Below are 18,534 nucleotides of genomic sequence, written 5' to 3' on the forward strand. Positions count from 1 at the left end.
TTCTTCCTTTTGCGGACTATTTAAAAACTATGAGCTCCATGAGCCCCGATTGATATATTTGCTTGAAGAATCACAGTGCTTATATCTTGTCTGTTTCCATCTTCATCATATAGAGAGTTGTTATGATTATACTGTAATCTAAATCTTGCAAACTCGCTTGTGTGGTACTCAACCATCGCTGAGTACTTATCAAAGTTATTTCCTTTATCTACCGTTACACCGTTTGAAGTGATGTCATTTATAAAAATAGTATCATATCTTAGACCCATCTGCCAGCTTTTGTTAAGAGCGTAAACAAGTTGAGCGTAAGCACCTGTCTGTTTTTTGTTAATAGCCGGACTTGTTAAGACTACTGTTGTATTAGCAGGGTTTAGATTGTACTGCGTTCCATCTATCTCTCTACTAAGTAGTTCACTTTGGAATTTTAAAAAGCTGTATGAATCAAAATAGTGTTTTATAACTAAGTCTGCACCGTAAAGCTTTGAATCACCACTTACTACATGAGGTGCTTCATCCCCTGAGTGGTCGATTCTTGTACTTCCTTGAGCGTAAGAGAGTCCACCTAAGATAGTCGTGTCATCTATGTCAAAAGATGTTTTAATGTAACCGACAAAGAGTGCTGGAGCGTCTGCTTGAGTGGTATATGTACCTATCTTGTCTTTTCCAAACATTTGAGTATTTTCGCCTTGAAGGATCTCTGCACCTATCATAAGATACGTGTCAGTTGGAGCAACCCACTGTAACTGAAGACCAGTCTCGTTGATACCGTGCATCCCTAAAAATGCTTCATAAACTAAAGGCATATCGGCAAAGTCCCAAGCATGGTGATGTTGTTCATTTAAGTAACCGAAATTTGAGCTAAATTTACCGCCTTTAACTCTAGCACCATGTCCCAGAGCTGTAGTAGTAAAGTAAAGTTCTTCTATCTCAACGCTATCTTCACTAAAGTGAAAAACACCATCCATAGTAAAGAAAGGATCAACTGAGCTAGAGAGTACAAGCTCTGCATAGTTTAGGTTAAAACCGTTCTTTGCATTGTTTGGAGTGTGAGTTTTCCCATTGTGTGTATGACTTCCTAAAAGACCGTGAGCAACTCCAGGAACTTCTAAGTGAGCTACTTTATCATCAGCAATGTTTCTATTTACATAAGATGCATCCATAACTAAAGAGATATCAGGCATGAATTTTGACTGGGCAAAAGTTCTATTTTCTGGCTGAAGCACATCTGCTCCACCAAAGGCTATAGTCGCACAAAATGTGCTTGTTAGTAATATTTTTTTCATAATTATCCTAAATAATATTTTTATATTTGTAATAGTTGTTTGTTGTATTTTTGAGTATTTAGGAAATGAAAGGCGGTGCGCGGTTTTGGTAAGAGTGATCTTTTTTGTGAAGTGAGTAAACTATGTTGGTTACTGCTATTTGTTCAAATCTGAAAACTACTATCTCTTTAAAGTCATCTACAATATCCGCAGATACTGAGTGATCATCTACTATACATACTTGACATGAAGAACTGTCGCTTCCATGAATGTGCTCTAGTTCATGTATAGCTGTAGCAGTTGTAGCAATGATAAATAGTATAGATATCAGCAGTCTTAGTTTCATAAGTGCAATTATATCAAATTTAGATTTAGATATCATATCTAAGTAAGGTTCTTAAGTTTTAGCTAACTCTTCTAAAGCCTTTTCAATCGCTAGAGGGAGAGGTAAATCTACTTTGTCACACTCAACTTCCAAGCAACACTCACAAACAGTTCCGGCTTCAGTCTCTTCCATGATAGCTTCTTGATTGTTACCATGCTTTTTTACAGCCTCTTTTATAACGTCATACATTACATCATTGCAATCACATACTAGCATCATAGACTCCTTTTTGAAAATATTTTATCTTTCTTGTACTTAAATGTTTATTATTGTTCTAATCTACTTTCTAAGTCCGTTACAACCTTATGCATCTTGTAAATAGAATCAGGGTTTAGTGAGATGGAATCTATGCCGTGTTTTACTAAAAACTCTGTTATCTCAGGATAATCAGATGGAGCCTGCCCACAGATGCCGATGTATTTGTCAGCTTTTTTACAAGCCTCTATAGCCATCTGTAACATACGCTTAACCGCTTCGTTTCTCTCATCAAATATGTGGGCTATTTTTGCACTCTCTCTATCTACACCTAGTGTTAGCTGAGTTAAATCATTTGAGCCGATGCTATAGCCGTCAAAGACTTTTAAAAACTCATCAGCCAAGATAACATTTGCAGGTATTTCACACATAGCGTAGATTTCAAGTCCGTTTACTCCTTGCACTAGTCCTTGTTTGTTCATAATCTCGATGACTTTTTTGCCTTCCTCTGGAGTCCTGACAAAAGGAAGCATTATTTTTATGTTTGTCATACCCATCTCATCTCTAGCCCGCTTAAGTGCTTCACACTCCCACTCAAATGCTTCTTTATAGCTATCATCGTAGTAACGGCTTGCACCTCTGAAACCTATCATCGGGTTTTCTTCAACTGCTTCATACTTAAGACCGCCGGGCATATTTCTATACTCATTACTTTTGAAGTCACTTGTTCTGATGATGACAGGTCTTGGGTAAAAAGCAGCTGCAATTGTGCTGACACCTTCGCTTAGTTTTTCTAGAAAAAACTCTTTTGCATCTACGTGTGGAGACATGAAAGAGCGGATACTTTGCTCATCTTTTACTGAGTTTTCTTTTTGCATATTAACAAGAGCCATCGGGTGAGCATTTATGGAGTGACTCATAATAAACTCCATACGTGCAAGTCCAACACCGTCATTTGGCATCTTGGCAAAGTTAAATGCTTCTGCTGGATTTCCTACATTCATGTAGAGTTTTGTTTTGGTTGGTTTTAGTTTACTCATATCTATAGTCTCAGTTTCGTAAGAAAGCTCACCATCATAGATATAACCCTCATCTCCCTGAACACAGCTAACAGTAACACTAACACCATTTTGCAAAACATCTGTAGCGTTAGTACATCCGACAACAGCAGGCACTCCAATCTCACGTGCGACTATGGCTGCATGACAGGTACGACTCCCTCGGTTTGTAACAACTGCAGAAGCCTTTTTCATGATTGGTTCCCAGTCAGGGTTTGTAGTGTCCGCGACTAAGACATCGCCTGCTTTAAAAAACTCAAACTCTGAGGTGTCCTTTATTATATTGACTTTACCAATGCCTATCTTCTCCCCAACTGCTCTTCCTTGTGTTAAAATTTTGGCATCTGAGCTGATTTTTAGAGAGTATTTTTTTATTGTCGTTGAGTTTTGCTCTTTACTTTGAACAGTCTCAGGGCGCGCTTGGACAATGTATAGTTTTCCATCAAGCGCATCTTTTGCCCACTCTATGTCCATAGGACGTTTGTAATGATCTTCTATGATGAGGGCTTGTTTTGCGAGTTCTATAACTTCTTTATCTGTTATAGAGAAGTTATTTTGTTCCTGTTGTGATGTTTCTACATTGAGAGTGCTTGTTTCATCATTAGCATATAGCATCTTCTCTTTTTTACTACCGAGTGAGCGTTTTAAAATAGTGTTGAGTCCATTTCTCAGAGTAGGTTTAAAGACAAAAAACTCATCTGCATTTACTCGTCCACTAACAACATTCTCACCAAGACCCCAGATTGAGTTTATAAGAACTAAATCTTCTGAACCGCTTTCAGTATCGATGCTAAACATGATACCGCTTGATGATTTGTCACTTCTCACCATCTTCTGCACACCTACGGAAAGAGCAACTTTAAAGTGGTTAAATCCACGGCTCTCTCTGTAACTGATGGCGCGGTCTGTAAAGAGTGAAGCAAAACACTCTTTTACACTTTGAAGCAAAGCATCAGGCGAAGAGATGTTTAAAAAAGTCTCTTGCTGTCCTGCAAATGAAGCATCAGGTAAATCCTCTGCCGTTCCTGATGAGCGTACTGCAACATCAACTGCATCTGAAGCATACTCTTTTGAGAGGGTTGTATATGCTTTCCGGAGTTCATCTTCAAGTATTTTAGGGAGTGTTGAGTCTAAGATAAGCGTGCGAACAGCAAGCCCACGCTCTTGAAGGTTCTTGGTGTCTGAGATATCTAGACCGCTAAGAGAAGTTTCAATCTTCTCTTTAATGCTATTTTCTTTCAATAGCAACCAGTAAGCGTCACTCGTAGTAGCAAAACCATTTGGAATATTAATGCCTTTAGGCGTGAGCACCTGATGCATCTCACCAAGAGAAGCATTTTTACCGCCGACAATAGCTATGTCATTTATAGTAAGTGAGTTGAAAAAACGTATATATTTCATGATTTTATCTCCATAACAAACCTTGTTTATGTAGATATTATATATGCAGTTGTTATAATTCAATATTAAACTACAAATGCAGATGGAGTTATAGTTAAATGGAAGAAAGTTCTAAAGAGAAAAACAACACTATTTACTGTATTACTGATGATATGCTGATTAATGAACGTTCTTTAAAAAATCAGTACCGACATATCGTAGATGCAACAAATATTGTTTCCAAGACAGATATCCACGGTGTTATAACATACGCAAACAGTAAGTTTGTAGAGATATCAGGTTACTCAGAAGAAGAACTTATTGGAAAGCATCACAACATCTTAAGAAATCCGGATATTGATGCTTCTTTTTTTAAAGAGCTTTGGGAGACCATAAAATCTAAGCAGATTTGGAACGGTGTTATAACAAATGTTCATAAAAATGGCAGCAAGTATACTGTTGAAGCTTCTATTTTTCCAATATTAGATGCCAAAGGTGATGTAGTAGAATATATAGCTATCCGTCATGATATTACGCGGCTTCAAGAGTTAAATGATGAGATAAATGCTCTTCATAGTTATGATATGCAGCAGCAGCATATTGCCCGTGAAAAACTTGAGATGGGCATTGTAAATGACTTTGATGACAAAGAGTGCAAAGTCCTTTATGCTCCTTCTGATATTATTAGCGGTGACTTTTACTCGCTCTATAGAGGTAAAGACGGTTCCAGGTTTTTGTACATTATAGACGGTCAAGGGCATGGCGTATCTCCCGCTCTAACAGTCTTCGCTGTATCATCTACTATGAATCAGCTCATTAAGCAAGCAAGTGATTTACAAGAGTTGACAGATCAGCTCTTTCCAACGATAAAATCTTTTTTGGGTGAGATAGAACAACTCTCATACATCATGATTAAGATATGTCCCGATTCTAAAAAACTCTCTTATGTTTCTGCGGGAATGTATCCATTTTTGATAAAAGAAAAAGGGATGAAGATTAAAGAAGTCAAGGCAAACAATATACCGTTTATGAACTTTTCAGAGCCACCAAAAGTGAGCAATATGGATATTGAAGATGCTGAGTCTATCCTGCTTTATAGTGATGGTCTTGTTGAACATGAACACAGTGAGCTAAATATGTTTTCGCCTCAAAATATGATATTAGAGCCACTCCTGATAGATAGTGCCAAGAGTACTATGAGTGCGATGAAACTCGAAGATGACGTGACGCTTCTTTACTTAAAGATATAAACTTTTAGCTACAATTTCACATGGGACATAAAAATAAAAAAAATAGCAAACTAAATCATAGAATTAAACAATATTTTGACGGTGATCCTTTTGATGTTGGGGTTGAGAGAGTAAGCGCTGAGACTCTTAGCGAGATGTTCTCAACACTCGGTATCTACGATATAGAACACTCTAAAGAGGTGCTGGTCAAAGCAGCTCGTATGATTTGGAGTGAAGCAGATGCAGGTTATCGTTCAGACATATTAAACTTTTTTGCAAGAGATAACAAGTTTTACAAATTAGATAGAGAAAAAGAACCAAACTTAGATAGGTCAGAGAAGATAGATGCTATGCTCGAAGAGCTCGACGCTAGTTCAGAAGAAGCAGTTTTACTTCATGATGCTTTTATGGAAGTTAGAAGTAAAAAGATTTCCGTTGCTAAACTAGAATCAAAACTCAAACATATAAGATTTGAGCAAAAAAGAATGAGACTGGAAAAGGCTCTAGATGGTATTTTTGACACAGATGATACTCTGGAGTTCAATGCATCTTTGCACTATATCCTTTATGGACAAAGCTTTTACAAGATATTAACACTTAGCACAAAAGCATACGGTGATGAATACATACAAAATAATGAAGATGATGAACTTATTGCAAAGATTTCAGATGACAAAGAAAAAATTGTAAAAGCTAAACAAGATGAGATAAATGCTTTTATAAAAAATCTTCCCCAAAAACATGAATACCTTACTCACAAAGAGATAGCAACAGCCTTGCGTGCATCTCCTCCAAAGGCTAAGACAGCTTACCCTCTTATCAAAGAAAGTGTCTTAGAGTCCATTATGTCAACGGCTCTCGATGTCATAGATATGGAATTGCATGATGAGGAGCTATTGGTTCGTATTGATCATAATTTTTTGCTCCCCCACTCAGATATAAACCATAACTATATTTTAGAACTTCACATAGAGTTAAATGGACTTTTACAAGATATCTGGGAGTCTAAAACACTTAACTTTAGCGCAGTTATAGAAGATGCCCAAAAACATCAGGAAGAGGATTTTTTACTTGCCTTGGATGATCTTGTAAAAGAGTGTGAACACTACGCAACACTTCTGCATTTAAGCGATAAAGAGTTGCACAAAAAAGTTTATGTGGCTCTTCTTGATAGACTTGGGGCAACTCTAAATCTTACTCCAAAAATAGCTAGAAAGACAGTTAGAACTTTTGTAAGAGATACTCACGATGAGATCATCAAAAAGCAAAGACAGGCACTTCTCGCTAGAACTATCCGCGATTTTAAAAATCTCTTTCCAATAGCTAGAGATATGAGAAGAAAACTAACTCTTCACATAGGTCCGACAAACAGCGGTAAGACATATAGTGCCATGAAGAGACTAGAGCAAGCCGATACGGGTTATTACCTCGCACCCCTTAGACTTTTAGCGCTTGAAGGTTATGAGGGCTTAAAAGCTGAGGGTATAGAAGCATCTCTTATAACAGGAGAAGAACAACTCATAAATGAAGATGCTACTCACATAAGCTCGACTATAGAGATGCTAAACTTTGATGTGGATGTAGATGTTTGTGTTATAGATGAGGTGCAGATGCTAGATGACCGTGACCGTGGTTGGGCATGGGCAAATGCTATCATCGGAGCACCTGCAAAAGAGATAATCATGACAGGCTCTTCAAATGTGAAGGCAGCAGTTATTGCTCTTGCTGAGTATCTTGGAGAAGAGCTTGAAATCATCGAGTTTGAGAGAAAAAATCCTTTAACCCTTTTAGAATTTCCAATAAGTTCAAAAGATGTAGAAGAGTCAACTGCGATAATCGCTTTTAGCAGAAAAGATGTACTTAGGCTAAAACAGGACTTCTCCCGTTTTTTCAGTGTTAGCGTTGTTTATGGAAATCTCTCTCCGGAGGTTAGACGTGAAGAGGCTAGAAGATTTAGAGAGGGTGATACGCAGATCTTAATAGCGACAGATGCTATTGCTATGGGTATGAACCTGCCAATCAAAACCATACTTTTTTCAAAAGCTGAGAAGTTTGACGGCATCACTCAAAGAAATCTTTTTCCATCTGAGATTCTTCAAATATCAGGTCGTGCAGGTCGCTATGGTATGAAAGAAGAAGGGTTTGTCGGAGCTTTGGATATGGACACCCTTCGCATCATAAAAAAGAACTTTTTTAAAGAGCCAAGAGAGATTAGCATACCGTTTAACGTAATGGCAAACTTAGAACATATCAAGCTAGTCTCTAGCATCTTGGAAGAGAACTCTCTTAGTGAAATACTAAAGTTCTTTGTAGAAAATATGGAGTTCAACGGGCCTTTTCGTGCATCTAACCTGGATGATATGCTTGAAGCTGCTCTGATAGTTGATGGTTTTGATTTGGATATTGCTACAAAGTATCACTTGGCGTGTGCTCCGCTAACTCTTAAGTCTCCATATATTGTTGCATCATTTGAGAGTTACATCTTAGCTTTAGAGAAAAAACTGCCCGTTATCTATACTCCTCCATTTTTGGTTGGAAGCTTCGCAGGTACAACAGATGAGCTTTTAAGAGCAGAAGATATGGTTAAAGAGATATCTCTTTATCTATGGCTTAGTTACCGTTTTAAAGATTACTTTATAGATGATGAAAAAGCTCGTCAAGCAAGAGGTGTTTTAAACAAATATATAGAAGAGTCACTACAGCAAAGCCATTTTGTGCAGAGATGTAGAATCTGTACAGCACCGCTTCCAACAAACTCAAAATATAGCATCTGTCAATCTTGTTTTAAAAAGAACTACACAGGTGGTGGTTACAGACGAGGAAAAAGAAACTAACTAGAACGATATTTATTAATATCAATCTCATCTATTTGTTCAGGTTTGAGATGTTTTTTGGCATAATCTAAGTAGATGCCAGACTCTAAAAACAGGTCAAACAGGTCAGAATCTATGTGCTCATCTTTAACCATAAAAGTCATGATTTTTAGAGACTCAGATAGTGTTTTTGCTTTTTTATAAGGTCTGTCAGATGCAGTTAATGCTTCAAAAATATCAGCAATCGCCATGATTCTAGCCGGAATAGAGAGTTCATTTTTTGTAAGACGTCTAGGATATCCTGTCCCTATAAGAGTTTCATGGTGAGTTCCCGCATACTCTGGAATCTTCGTTAAGTGTGATGGGAAGGGGAGTTGCTCTAACATTTTAATACTCATGATCACATGTTCATTTATTTTAAATCGTTCTTCATGAGTCAGAGTTCCTTTTTCAAGACAGAGATTGTAAAGTTCTCCATAGTTATATAGATGCTCAGGCACTTCATCTTTAAATCCATCAGCTTCATAACTCTCAAAGTCAAAGTTTTCTCTTTTTACTAGGTGCTCTTTTTTATCACTTAGGAGCTTTTCTTTGTACGGTGCAGGTTTTTCTTCAATGCCTTCATATCTTAGAAGTTCAACATCGGATAGCCCAAGTCTCTCGTCAAAATTTCTTATCCACTCTTTTTTGCCAATAATTCGGATGCGCTCTTGTTTGTCAGCACTCATATATTCTCCGCCAATATTAGAAGTGGCAATGAAGTTGAAATCTCCCATGAGTTGTTTTTGAGTGTTTTGCATTTTTTCTAAGGCTTCTTCTTTGTTCTCGCCTTTTAGCTGAGACTCTAGGTAAGTTATCTGTGTATCTCTAAAGAGTACTTCAAAACGAGTTCTTATCTCATGGATGCGGTTGTTTATCGTCTCTAGTTTTGTTGCCTTGTCTACAACATATTCAGGTGTTGTAACCTTTCCACAATCATGTAACCATGCACCTAAGTGAAACTCTCTCCACTCATCTTCTGTGTTAAATGAGAACTCTTTAAAAACACCATCATTAGTCTCAGATGCTACTCTTGTGAGCATTTCGGCTATCTCAGGAACACGTTTACAATGCCCTCCTGTGTATGGAGATTTTGCATCAATCGCATCTGCTATTATTTGTATTATTGAGTCAAGTAGTTTCTCTTGTGCTTTTTGATATTCTTGGATACTTTGAGACATATTTACAAAGGATGTTGAGAGTTCATCTAGCTCTGTAATGTTTGTCTTTATGTGAATAACTTCACCAAACTTTCTCTCTATAATTTTTTCATTTTCAGCCATAAGAGCACGGATCGGCTTAACTATTAAAGAGGTAGAGTAAAGTACTAGAGGTATAGTGAGTAGAACAAAAGCTATTGCTGCATAAATAGAGTATGTAATCATCTTCATATAAGGTGCTAGAAGATCATCTCTTGGAATTACTATGCCTATGTGCATGTTATTGTTTTCGTCTATATTTGAGAGTGTATGGTATACAAAGTAGTCTATATTTTTTTCATTTATGGTATGAGTCTTATTTGCAGGTAGCGTTTTAAATATAGAAAATACTTTATTCCAAATATTTATCTCTAAAGCTCTCGAACTAGCAATTTTTTCTCCATTGTTGTCATATAACATGATGTAAGAATTTTTATCAAAGTTTTGGGTACTTAAAAACTGACTCAGTCTCTCAAGTGTAAAATCTGTGGAAAGAACTATTCCTGTGTCTCTGACACGTTTACTAAATGTTAGACCATAAGTTTTTGTAGAGTTAAATTTATAAACATCAGTTCTTATGACTTCATCACTGGCCATCGCAGTTTTATACCAATCACGTGTAGTTGGCCTTAAAGTAGCTTTTACTGAGCGAGTAGAGAGTATGTTTAGGTTTTTATCTAGGAACTCTGCAGACTTGACTCTACTATCTCCTTCTCCAATAGCACTAACGACTGCCCAATGTGAATCTTTAGGTGAATTGTGAAGTTTTTTGAGTAACTCATTATCTTTTAGATTTATAACTTGGTAATACTCATCATTTGCAAAACCTAGATAGATACTATTCATATTTTTTGCATTATTCATTATCTTGATAAAGTCATTTAGAGCGGGGTGAGTTTCGTTTGCCTTGGGAGGCTTACTCAAATCTGAATTCAATGAGACTATGTCGAGTGTTTGTTTTAGAGATCTTTCAGAATGTTCTATAAAGTTTACAATCTTATTAGAAGTCTGAAGAAAGCTTTTATTAACGGCTGCGATAGCTAGTTTATCACTAAAGTAGTATTGAAGTCCCAGTAACAGAGTTGTTACCAGGAGTATTAGGATTATGAAGTTTGTTAAAATGTTTATGCGAATAGATGTACGAGAGATCATGAGCTCTCCTTTTTAATTCTTTATTTTTTAACTTTTAAACTCATCAATTGTAGATTGAAGTGACTGAGCTACAGAAACAAGTTTCTTAAGATCGTTCTCGATACTTAAGATGCTAGTGTTGTTCGCTGTAGAAAGTACATCAATATTATGAATATCTTCAATAATCTCTTCAATATTAGATGATATCTCTATTGTATCACGCGCTGATTTGTCTGCAACTTTAGTTGAGTTGCTGATAGCATCTGAAGTTGCACTGATCTTTTGCTCAACCTCATCAGAGATGTTTAATAAGCTCTCAATATTTTTTGCATTTATATGCATCTTGTCACTAACATCGTTGATAGACTGAACAATAGTACCAACACTGATATCTATCTCTGTTAAAGATTTTTGTGTTCTCTCAGCAAGCTTTCTTACTTCATCGGCAACAACGGCAAAACCACGTCCATGTTCACCTGCACGAGCAGCTTCAATAGCAGCATTAAGTGCTAGAAGGTTTGTTTGTTCAGCAATATCTTTTATAACATTTAGAACACCTTTAACTTGGTCAGCATCATTTTTAAGACCAACTAGCTCACTTGATAGTTCATTCTCAATCTCTACAAAAGCATTTACTTCATTGCTTAGCGCACTTAGTGAATCTTTTGCTGTGCTTAGTTCATCGTGAGCAACTTTAACATTTTTCTGCGTCTCTTCAGATGCTTCCATATTTTCACGAAGAAGATCTTTGATAGATACACTTTTTGCATTTGTTTTAGCAACAATCTCACGCTCTTGATTTGTGCTTTCACGTATAACATGGCTAGACTGTTCAATCTCAGATGCAATAGATGAGTTTTTGGCACCCAGTGATTTTACTTCATTTACGGTGCCTTGAACCATCTCTATAAATTTGTTTACTTCTTTTGCTGCATCACCAAACTCGTTGTCATGTTTATGCGATAACCTTTTAGTTAAATCTTTATCACCACCAACAAGTTCAGATATGCGAGATTTTAAGTTTCCAAGAGGAGTGAAGATCTCTTTTGTGAAAAATACACTTGCACCTATAGTAAATAAAATAGCGCCAATAATTAATACTATAAGAAGAGTCGCTTCAGTTGCTTCATTATCTGCGTCATTTTTATCGAGTGATATTACTAAATCCATAGCCCCCAGAACATAACCCTCTTTTACATTGTAGTGACAAGCAAGACATTTTGCCTCTGCAATCATAGGTTTGATCAGACGGATTGTATGATGATCATTTTCATTAGTCTCTATAACTTTAGTTGCTTTGGTGTTGATAACCTCTTTAATAAGATCATCTGTTGTAAAGGCTTGAGTTGGTGAGTATACTTCAATAACTGCTTTTGATCTAGCAATTTGCAGACTCTCGATCCCTTCTATCTTTCTCGCTGCTTTAAATGCATCTTGAACTATAGCAGCATCACCCATCATCATACTTCCAGTCATAGTCTGAAAGATTGATTCACTTAGCATCGCAAGAGATTGTTTAGCTGTTTTTTCTGATAGTTGCTGAAGAGTATTAGATAGATAGTATGTTATGCTTATTAGACCGATTATACTTAAAGAAATAATGGAAGTAATTACTTTTGACTTGACTGTTTTGAGCATTGCAGATTCTAATAAATAGTTTAATCTAAGATTATAGCAGAAGAATCACTTAAATTCCCTTTATGGTTGTTTAATATTATTATGTTTATTCTATTTTTGTGAATATATATTCGTTATATGTTATTATTAGTTCTAATGATAACACTAAGGCCGATTTTTTATAGAATTATAAGGAGGAAAAAATGTCTCAAACAGCATGGCTAAGCAAAGAACTCTCAAGCGGAAAAATCTTATGTCAGGCATGTGCGCAAGCTTGCAAGCTTGATGATGGAGAGTACGGTATATGCGGTGTTAGGCGAGTAGAAGATGGTGAGTTGAAACTACTTGTCTATGGACTTGCTGCTGCTGTAAATGTTGACCCTGTAGAGAAGAAGCCTATGTTTCATTTCCTACCAAAAAGCAGAGCATTTTCAGTTGGGACAGTTGGCTGTAATCTTTCTTGTAAATTTTGTCAAAATCATGAAATTTCTCAATATTCCAAAGAAAATAATCACAAAATCGCCGGTCATGAACTTCCTCCTGAGCAGATTGTCGCGCTAGCGATTGAAAATAAGTGTGATTCCATAGCCTACACATATAATGAACCAATTGTCTTTTTTGAGTACACATATGACACTGCAAAACTTGCACATGAAAAGGGCATAAAAAACATATATGTGACCAGCGGATATGAGACAAAAAAAGCTATTGACCTTTTACAGCCATATATAGATGGAATGAACATAGACATAAAAAGCTTTAGTGATGAGTTTTATAAAGAGATATGCGGAGCAAGATTAAAACCTGTCTTAGAAGCTGTAAAGTATGCACATGAAAAAGGCATCTGGGTGGAGATAACAACTCTGCTAATTTCAGGAAAAAATGACTCAGATGAAGAAATACGAAGCATCGCAAGGTTTATTGCAGATCTCGATACTTCCATACCTTGGCATCTATCTGCTTTTCATCCTATGTATAAGATGCTTGACGTTGAGCGAACACCAGAGTCAACTCTGCTTCGTGCTTATAAGATAGGACAAGAAGAGGGACTTAAGTATCTCTACGTAGGTAATATTGACAATGAAGACCATGAATCTACCTACTGTCCAAGTTGCAAAACGAGAGTAATAGACAGAAGTGGCAATATCGGTCAGTTTGTAACAAATGAGTTAGATGCTGAGGGAACTTGTCCTAAGTGTGGCTATAAGCTAGAGGGTGTCTGGAAGTAAGTCTAGACTTTGACAAGGGAGTCTCTGTTTAAATGGTAAACATCAAAGTCATTTGCTATAAATAGCTCTCCCTTGTAGTTACTCTTTATCTCATTATATACGACATCTATATCCATATGAGAGCTTTTGTTAAATCTAGGATTGATGTGATTAGCTATGAGATGCTTGACTTGCATCTGCTCTGCTGCAAGACCTAACTCTTTTGCCGTCGTGTGTAAAACCTTTACCGCCAAGTTGTCATAGACTTCTTGCGTGTAGGTACACTCATGTACTAAGAGGTCAAGGTCTCGTAGATATTCACCCAGTATATCAGGCTGTGAGTTGTCTCCTGCGATGATAATTTTTCTACCAATAGTAGGCTCATGCATAAACTCTTTTGGCTCTAATGTTTTACCATCAAACACAATACTGTTTCCTCTTTTTAGCTCACCGTATAGTTTTGATGGTTCTGCTCCAAGTGCTCTTAGTTTCTCTTCATTTATCTTATTAGTTATATCATCTTCTTTGATATAAAAAGCAAAACTATCTATGGAGTGAACAAGAGGCAGTACTTTTAGGGAAAACTTATCAAACTTAAACTCATCCCCACTTTTAAACTCGACTATATCTAGCTTAAACCCGAGCTTTTCTTCTGAAGTTCCAACTGAACACTCTAAAAATTTTCGTATACCTACAGGTCCATAGATGCTAAGAGGTTTAAAGCAGGTATCTAGTTTTTTTGAAGAGATAAGCCCAGGAAGACCGTAGTAGTGATCGCCGTGAAGATGAGTGATGAAGATAGTGTCGAGTTTTGCGACGGAGAGATGGCTGTGTAGTAGTTGATGCTGTGTGGCTTCCCCACAGTCAAAAAGATACCATTTGTTGTCTTGGTCTAGCTCAAATCCAAGAGCAGAAACATTTCTCTCTTTTGTAGGTTTTCCAGCACTAGTACCCAGAAATGTCAACTTCATACTCTATCCTTTTAGAGAAATATTTTCATATTGAATATTATAGTCATAAATAGTATACTACCTAAATAATGCATCACAAATATAGAGGTTAAAATATGACAATTGGTATTGTAAAAGAGCAAAAAACTGATGAGTTTCGTGTTGGACTAACTCCACAAAATGTTGCATCTCTTGTTGATGAGGGACATGGCGTCGTAGTTGAAAGTGGTGCGGGAGAAGGTAGCGGTTTTTCTGATAAAGACTACATAGATGCCGGTGCAAAGATAGTCCCAACTGCAAAAGAACTCTACGCAAGTGCAACCTTAATAGTTAAAGTAAAAGAACCGCAGCCAGCAGAGTATGAGTTGCTAAATGAGACGCATACCCTCTTCTGTTTTCTGCATCTTGCCCCTGTTCCTAAACTTGTCTCTGCTTTGGTAAAGAATGGTGTTTGTGCTATCGCCTATGAGACAGTGGCAGTGAATAATGAACTTCCTTTACTAAAACCTATGAGTGAGATAGCCGGAAAAATGGCACCTATGGTTGGTGCACAGCATCTGAGTCGCTATGAGGGAGGAGAGGGCATCTTGATAAGCGGTGCAGATGGAGTTCCGCCTGCAAATGTCTTAGTCATTGGTGCTGGAAATGCGGGATATAACGCGGCAAAAATAGCATCTGGAATGGGTGCAAATGTTACTGTGTTAAACCGCTCAACACCAAAGCTAATAAAACTCTTAGAGACTCTGCCTGATGTGAAAACTGAAATCTACTCTGATCAAAAACTTCGTGACTTGCTTAGAGATGCAGACATAGTTATAAGTACTGTACTTATTCACGGTGGAGCAAGTGCGCCAAAACTTATAACACGTGACATGCTTCGTGAAATGAAAAATGGCAGTATCATGGTAGATGTAGCCATAGATCAAGGTGGCATCGCTGAAACATCTCGACCTACAACTCACACAGATTCAACATTTGTGCAAGAGGGTGTTATTCACTACTGTGTAGCAAATATGCCTGGAGCTTACCCAAAGACTGCAACGCTTGCCCTTAGTAATGCAACCTTTTCTTATGTGCGAAAATTGGCAAATGAAGGAACTGTAGAAGCTTTAAAAAGTAGTCCATCACTCGCTCTTGGTGTAAATGTTTATAAAGGCAGTGTGACTAATAGGGCTGTTGCTGAAGTTTTGGGCTTGGAGTTTATAGGACTTGAAGAGTTACTAAAATAGCAAGTAGCAAAACGGCTACCGTAGAATCTACCTTACCTCTTAAAGAGAGAGCTTTTCTAACATCACTCTCTTTTATCTCAATGCGTCCACTTCCAAAATAGGGTTTCTCTTTTAACTTACCAAAGTAGTAAGTATCTCCGCCAAGAGAGATATCCAAACTCATAGCCATAGCAGTTATAGGGTGTCCTGCATTTGGTGAGTCGTGTTTCGCTCCATTCTCATAAAAAGAAAATATATCTTTTTGTTTAAAAAGAAGCATAATCAAAACAGCAGTCACTCTTGAAGGGATGTAGTTTGCAATATCATCTAGTTTAGCTGCAACTTTTCCGTAGTTCTCGTATTTGTCATTTCTGTAGCCTACCATAGAGTCCATAGTGTTAATGGCTTTATAGATGATGATGCCGGGAAGTCCAAAGAGTAAGAGATAAAAAAGAGGAGCGATAACTCCATCACTTAGGTTTTCAGCATATGTTTCTATGGAAGCTTTATAAATATCACTTTCACTCATCTGCTCTACATCACGAGAAACTAACTTTGCTATAACCTCTTGTTTGTTTTGGCTAACTAAAACATCTTTTACAGAGTCATAAAGCATTCTATGAGCTAGAAACATAGATGCTATAAATGAAGATATGATTATGTTTACAGCATCGTTCATCTCACTCAGATATAGATAGATGCTAATAGATATAAAACTAACCAAACTCAAAACAAACAAAACAAGTAACAAACCTCTGAGGATACTGTTTTTGTAAAATCTCTTCTCAAAAAAAGTAATCATCTCACCTATGATAATAATCGGATGTTTGATAAACCTAAACTCACCAAAGAGTTTGTCTGTGAAGTAGGCGAAAAGGGATATTAAAATATTACTCATATAGTTTGTTGCTAACAGCTTTGGGAAATAGCTTGATTTCGTCCACCTTCTTTAGCACTGTAGAGTAACTCATCAATACGTTTTAAAACAGTGTCTTCATCCATACTGCATGAAAGTGTTAAGACTAAAAGGCCTAAAGAAATAGTTACAAAATCACTCACTTCACTTGTTTTATGTTCAAGCCCAATATCTTCAACTGATTTAACTATTTTAGAAGAAAAGGTTTTGGCTTCTTCGAAGTTTTTCATCCCTGAACAAATAATTATAAACTCTTCTCCCCCGACTCTAAAAAGGTAATCACCTGCACGTTGTAGTCTCCTAGAGACCTGTTTAACAACTTTTTGCAGAGCTTCATCTCCTTTTATATGTCCATAAGTATCATTATATTTTTTAAAGTAATCAATATCTAGCATCGCAATAGAAAATATATCGCCTTTACGTCTTGCACGCTTGAGTTCTTTTGTAAATATTTGGTTGAAGAAACGACGATTATAAGCCCCAGTCAACTCATCTTTTATAGAAATCTCTTCGATTAGTTTTTGGTCTGTTATATTTTCTCTGATTGATGTATACCCGACAATATTACCATCATCAAGTATGGGAGATATATGAGCTATGATACAAAACACTTCTCCATTTTTACGAATATTTCTTATCTCACCAGACCAACTCTTACCATTTAAAATAGTAAGCCACATCTTTTTATAAAATGAATCAGGAGTATTTGGGTCTTTTAAAATTCTGTGATTTTCTCCTATAAGCTCATCTTTGGAATAACCGGAGAGTTTTGTATAGGCCGTACTGATATCAGTAATATTACCATCTAAATCTGTACTTGTCATATAAACATATTTATCAATAATCTTTAGTTGTTCTTCTAGCTCATCCTTGAATATTTTTAATTCGTCATGTAGTCTTAGTGGATAGCGAGAGAGTATTATAGCAATAGGCAAAGATACAAGAAGAATGATTAAGCTCATTACTATCATGTAATCTACTATATCTTTTGTATACTCCATAAGCTTTTCTGTTTTCTCTTCGAGGAGAATTTTTAAGCCTTCATCATTTTTAATGATGTCAGAGAGCTCAATATTAGAATGTTGTTTTTGAAAAAATAGGTTAAAAAGAAAGGTGTATTCATCTTGATCGGTTGCGTATCTTACATCTTTTGCACTATTAAGGTATCGTGTCCATTCTCCATGATTTTCTTTATATCCTCTAAGATTATTGGTAAGTATATGAGCATCTTTGTCTATTATGGCTACATGGAAAAGTTCAGATTCCATAACTTCTTCTAAAATTTTCTCCATAAAAATATTGATTATTAGCATACCTCTGAATTCATCATTAAAGTAATATGGCTTAGCTATACGTAATGTTGGTTTAATCGGCTGTACAATTTCCCCACGTTCCATATTTAAATCTATCTTTGAAAACCATATTGTCCCTTTAGTCATCTTTTTAACATCTTTAAAGTAATAACGATCTGCTTTATTTTGAAGATCTTTTTCATCTACTTGATAAGGAGAATCAGCAATGGAGTCTCGGTCAATTCTTATAGCTTCACATCCATGTTTACCAAGAAATCTAAACTGCATAATATTTGAATCGGAGTGAGCTATAGCCATCATAATGCTAGTAATTTGTTTTTTTTCTTGTGTAGAATCTGTTGGATTGCTTTGTATAAAACGTTCGAATTCTATTGTTCTATCCACAGCCCTAAGATAATTTCTGAAATTATCAGTTTGTGTGTGTATAAAGTCTTTTTTGTAAGCAAGAGTTCTCTTTGCTGAAACATCAAACTCTTTATGAATCGTATTTAACTGGTAATATCCACTAACAACTATTGAGATAGTCGAAATAATAAAACCGACAGCCACAAATAGCATGATAAGGACTAAACGGTAGTGATATTTACTTGTTTTAGGAATCAGTTTTGATAACAAAAGAACACCCCTCTTT

General features: G+C 36.4%; 13 protein-coding genes. 4 read left to right on the forward strand and 9 right to left on the reverse strand.

Going from position 1 to position 18,534, the window contains the following annotated elements:
• Positions 1 to 20: 20 nt before the first annotated feature.
• Genes SMGD1_RS06625 through ppsA form a run of 4 tightly spaced genes read right to left on the reverse strand, consistent with a single transcriptional unit; the run spans position 21 to position 4,301 of the window.
• Positions 21 to 1,283 carry a TonB-dependent receptor gene (locus SMGD1_RS06625; RefSeq protein WP_008335955.1) on the reverse strand — a complete coding sequence of 421 codons (1,263 nt, stop codon included), beginning with the start codon at positions 1,281 to 1,283 and terminating at the stop codon, positions 21 to 23.
• 58 nt (positions 1,284 to 1,341) lie between these two features.
• The gene (locus SMGD1_RS06630) at positions 1,342 to 1,608 is read right to left on the reverse strand and encodes a hypothetical protein (protein WP_241761452.1); all 267 of its coding nucleotides are present in this window, start codon (positions 1,606 to 1,608) and stop codon (positions 1,342 to 1,344) included.
• A gap of 51 nt (positions 1,609 to 1,659) precedes the next feature.
• Positions 1,660 to 1,863, reverse strand: a complete 204-nt coding sequence (locus SMGD1_RS06635; protein WP_008340967.1) for a (2Fe-2S)-binding protein — start codon at positions 1,861 to 1,863, stop codon at positions 1,660 to 1,662.
• Between the two features lie 50 nt (positions 1,864 to 1,913).
• Complete coding sequence (gene ppsA / locus SMGD1_RS06640) at positions 1,914 to 4,301, reverse strand: phosphoenolpyruvate synthase (protein ID WP_008336633.1); 2,388 nt, start codon at positions 4,299 to 4,301, stop codon at positions 1,914 to 1,916.
• Between the two features lie 98 nt (positions 4,302 to 4,399).
• On the opposite strand from ppsA, the gene SMGD1_RS06645 reads away from it, so the two are divergent.
• Both SMGD1_RS06645 and SMGD1_RS06650 read left to right on the forward strand, forming a co-directional pair.
• Positions 4,400 to 5,530: a SpoIIE family protein phosphatase gene (locus tag SMGD1_RS06645; RefSeq protein WP_008335631.1), complete on the forward strand. Its 1,131-nt coding sequence runs from the start codon at positions 4,400 to 4,402 to the stop codon at positions 5,528 to 5,530.
• A 20-nt stretch (positions 5,531 to 5,550) separates the two neighbouring features.
• Positions 5,551 to 8,343, forward strand: coding sequence for an SUV3 domain-containing protein (locus SMGD1_RS06650; RefSeq protein WP_008336791.1), 2,793 nt, complete (start codon positions 5,551 to 5,553; stop codon positions 8,341 to 8,343).
• Here SMGD1_RS06650 and SMGD1_RS06655 read toward each other — a convergent pair.
• Both SMGD1_RS06655 and SMGD1_RS15035 read right to left on the reverse strand, forming a co-directional pair.
• The gene (locus SMGD1_RS06655; protein ID WP_008335520.1) at positions 8,340 to 10,712 is read right to left on the reverse strand and encodes an HD domain-containing phosphohydrolase; all 2,373 of its coding nucleotides are present in this window, start codon (positions 10,710 to 10,712) and stop codon (positions 8,340 to 8,342) included. The genes SMGD1_RS06650 and SMGD1_RS06655 overlap by 4 nt on opposite strands.
• 27 nt (positions 10,713 to 10,739) lie before the next feature.
• Positions 10,740 to 12,329 (reverse strand): methyl-accepting chemotaxis protein, encoded by a 1,590-nt coding sequence (locus SMGD1_RS15035; protein ID WP_008335483.1) that lies wholly within the window; start codon positions 12,327 to 12,329, stop codon positions 10,740 to 10,742.
• Positions 12,330 to 12,511: 182 nt separating this feature from the next.
• On the opposite strand from SMGD1_RS15035, the gene amrS reads away from it, so the two are divergent.
• Positions 12,512 to 13,537 (forward strand): AmmeMemoRadiSam system radical SAM enzyme, encoded by a 1,026-nt coding sequence (gene amrS, locus SMGD1_RS06665; RefSeq protein WP_008335781.1) that lies wholly within the window; start codon positions 12,512 to 12,514, stop codon positions 13,535 to 13,537.
• Between the two features lie 2 nt (positions 13,538 to 13,539).
• On the opposite strand, the gene SMGD1_RS06670 is transcribed toward amrS, so the two are convergent.
• The gene (locus SMGD1_RS06670) at positions 13,540 to 14,487 is read right to left on the reverse strand and encodes an MBL fold metallo-hydrolase (protein WP_008335945.1); all 948 of its coding nucleotides are present in this window, start codon (positions 14,485 to 14,487) and stop codon (positions 13,540 to 13,542) included.
• Between the two features lie 95 nt (positions 14,488 to 14,582).
• Here SMGD1_RS06670 and ald point away from each other — a divergent pair, with 95 nt between their 5' ends.
• On the forward strand, positions 14,583 to 15,695 hold the full coding sequence (gene ald, locus SMGD1_RS06675; RefSeq protein ID WP_008335443.1) for an alanine dehydrogenase: 1,113 nt from the start codon (positions 14,583 to 14,585) through the stop codon (positions 15,693 to 15,695).
• Here ald and cbiB read toward each other — a convergent pair.
• Positions 15,667 to 16,572, reverse strand: coding sequence for an adenosylcobinamide-phosphate synthase CbiB (gene cbiB / locus SMGD1_RS06680; protein WP_008335911.1), 906 nt, complete (start codon positions 16,570 to 16,572; stop codon positions 15,667 to 15,669). The genes ald and cbiB overlap by 29 nt on opposite strands.
• A gap of 11 nt (positions 16,573 to 16,583) precedes the next feature.
• Complete coding sequence (locus SMGD1_RS06685; protein WP_008336883.1) at positions 16,584 to 18,518, reverse strand: diguanylate cyclase; 1,935 nt, start codon at positions 18,516 to 18,518, stop codon at positions 16,584 to 16,586.
• Positions 18,519 to 18,534: the final 16 nt, after the last annotated feature.

This window comes from Sulfurimonas gotlandica GD1, assembly GCF_000242915.1.
Taxonomy (GTDB): Bacteria; Campylobacterota; Campylobacteria; order Campylobacterales; family Sulfurimonadaceae; genus Sulfurimonas; species Sulfurimonas gotlandica.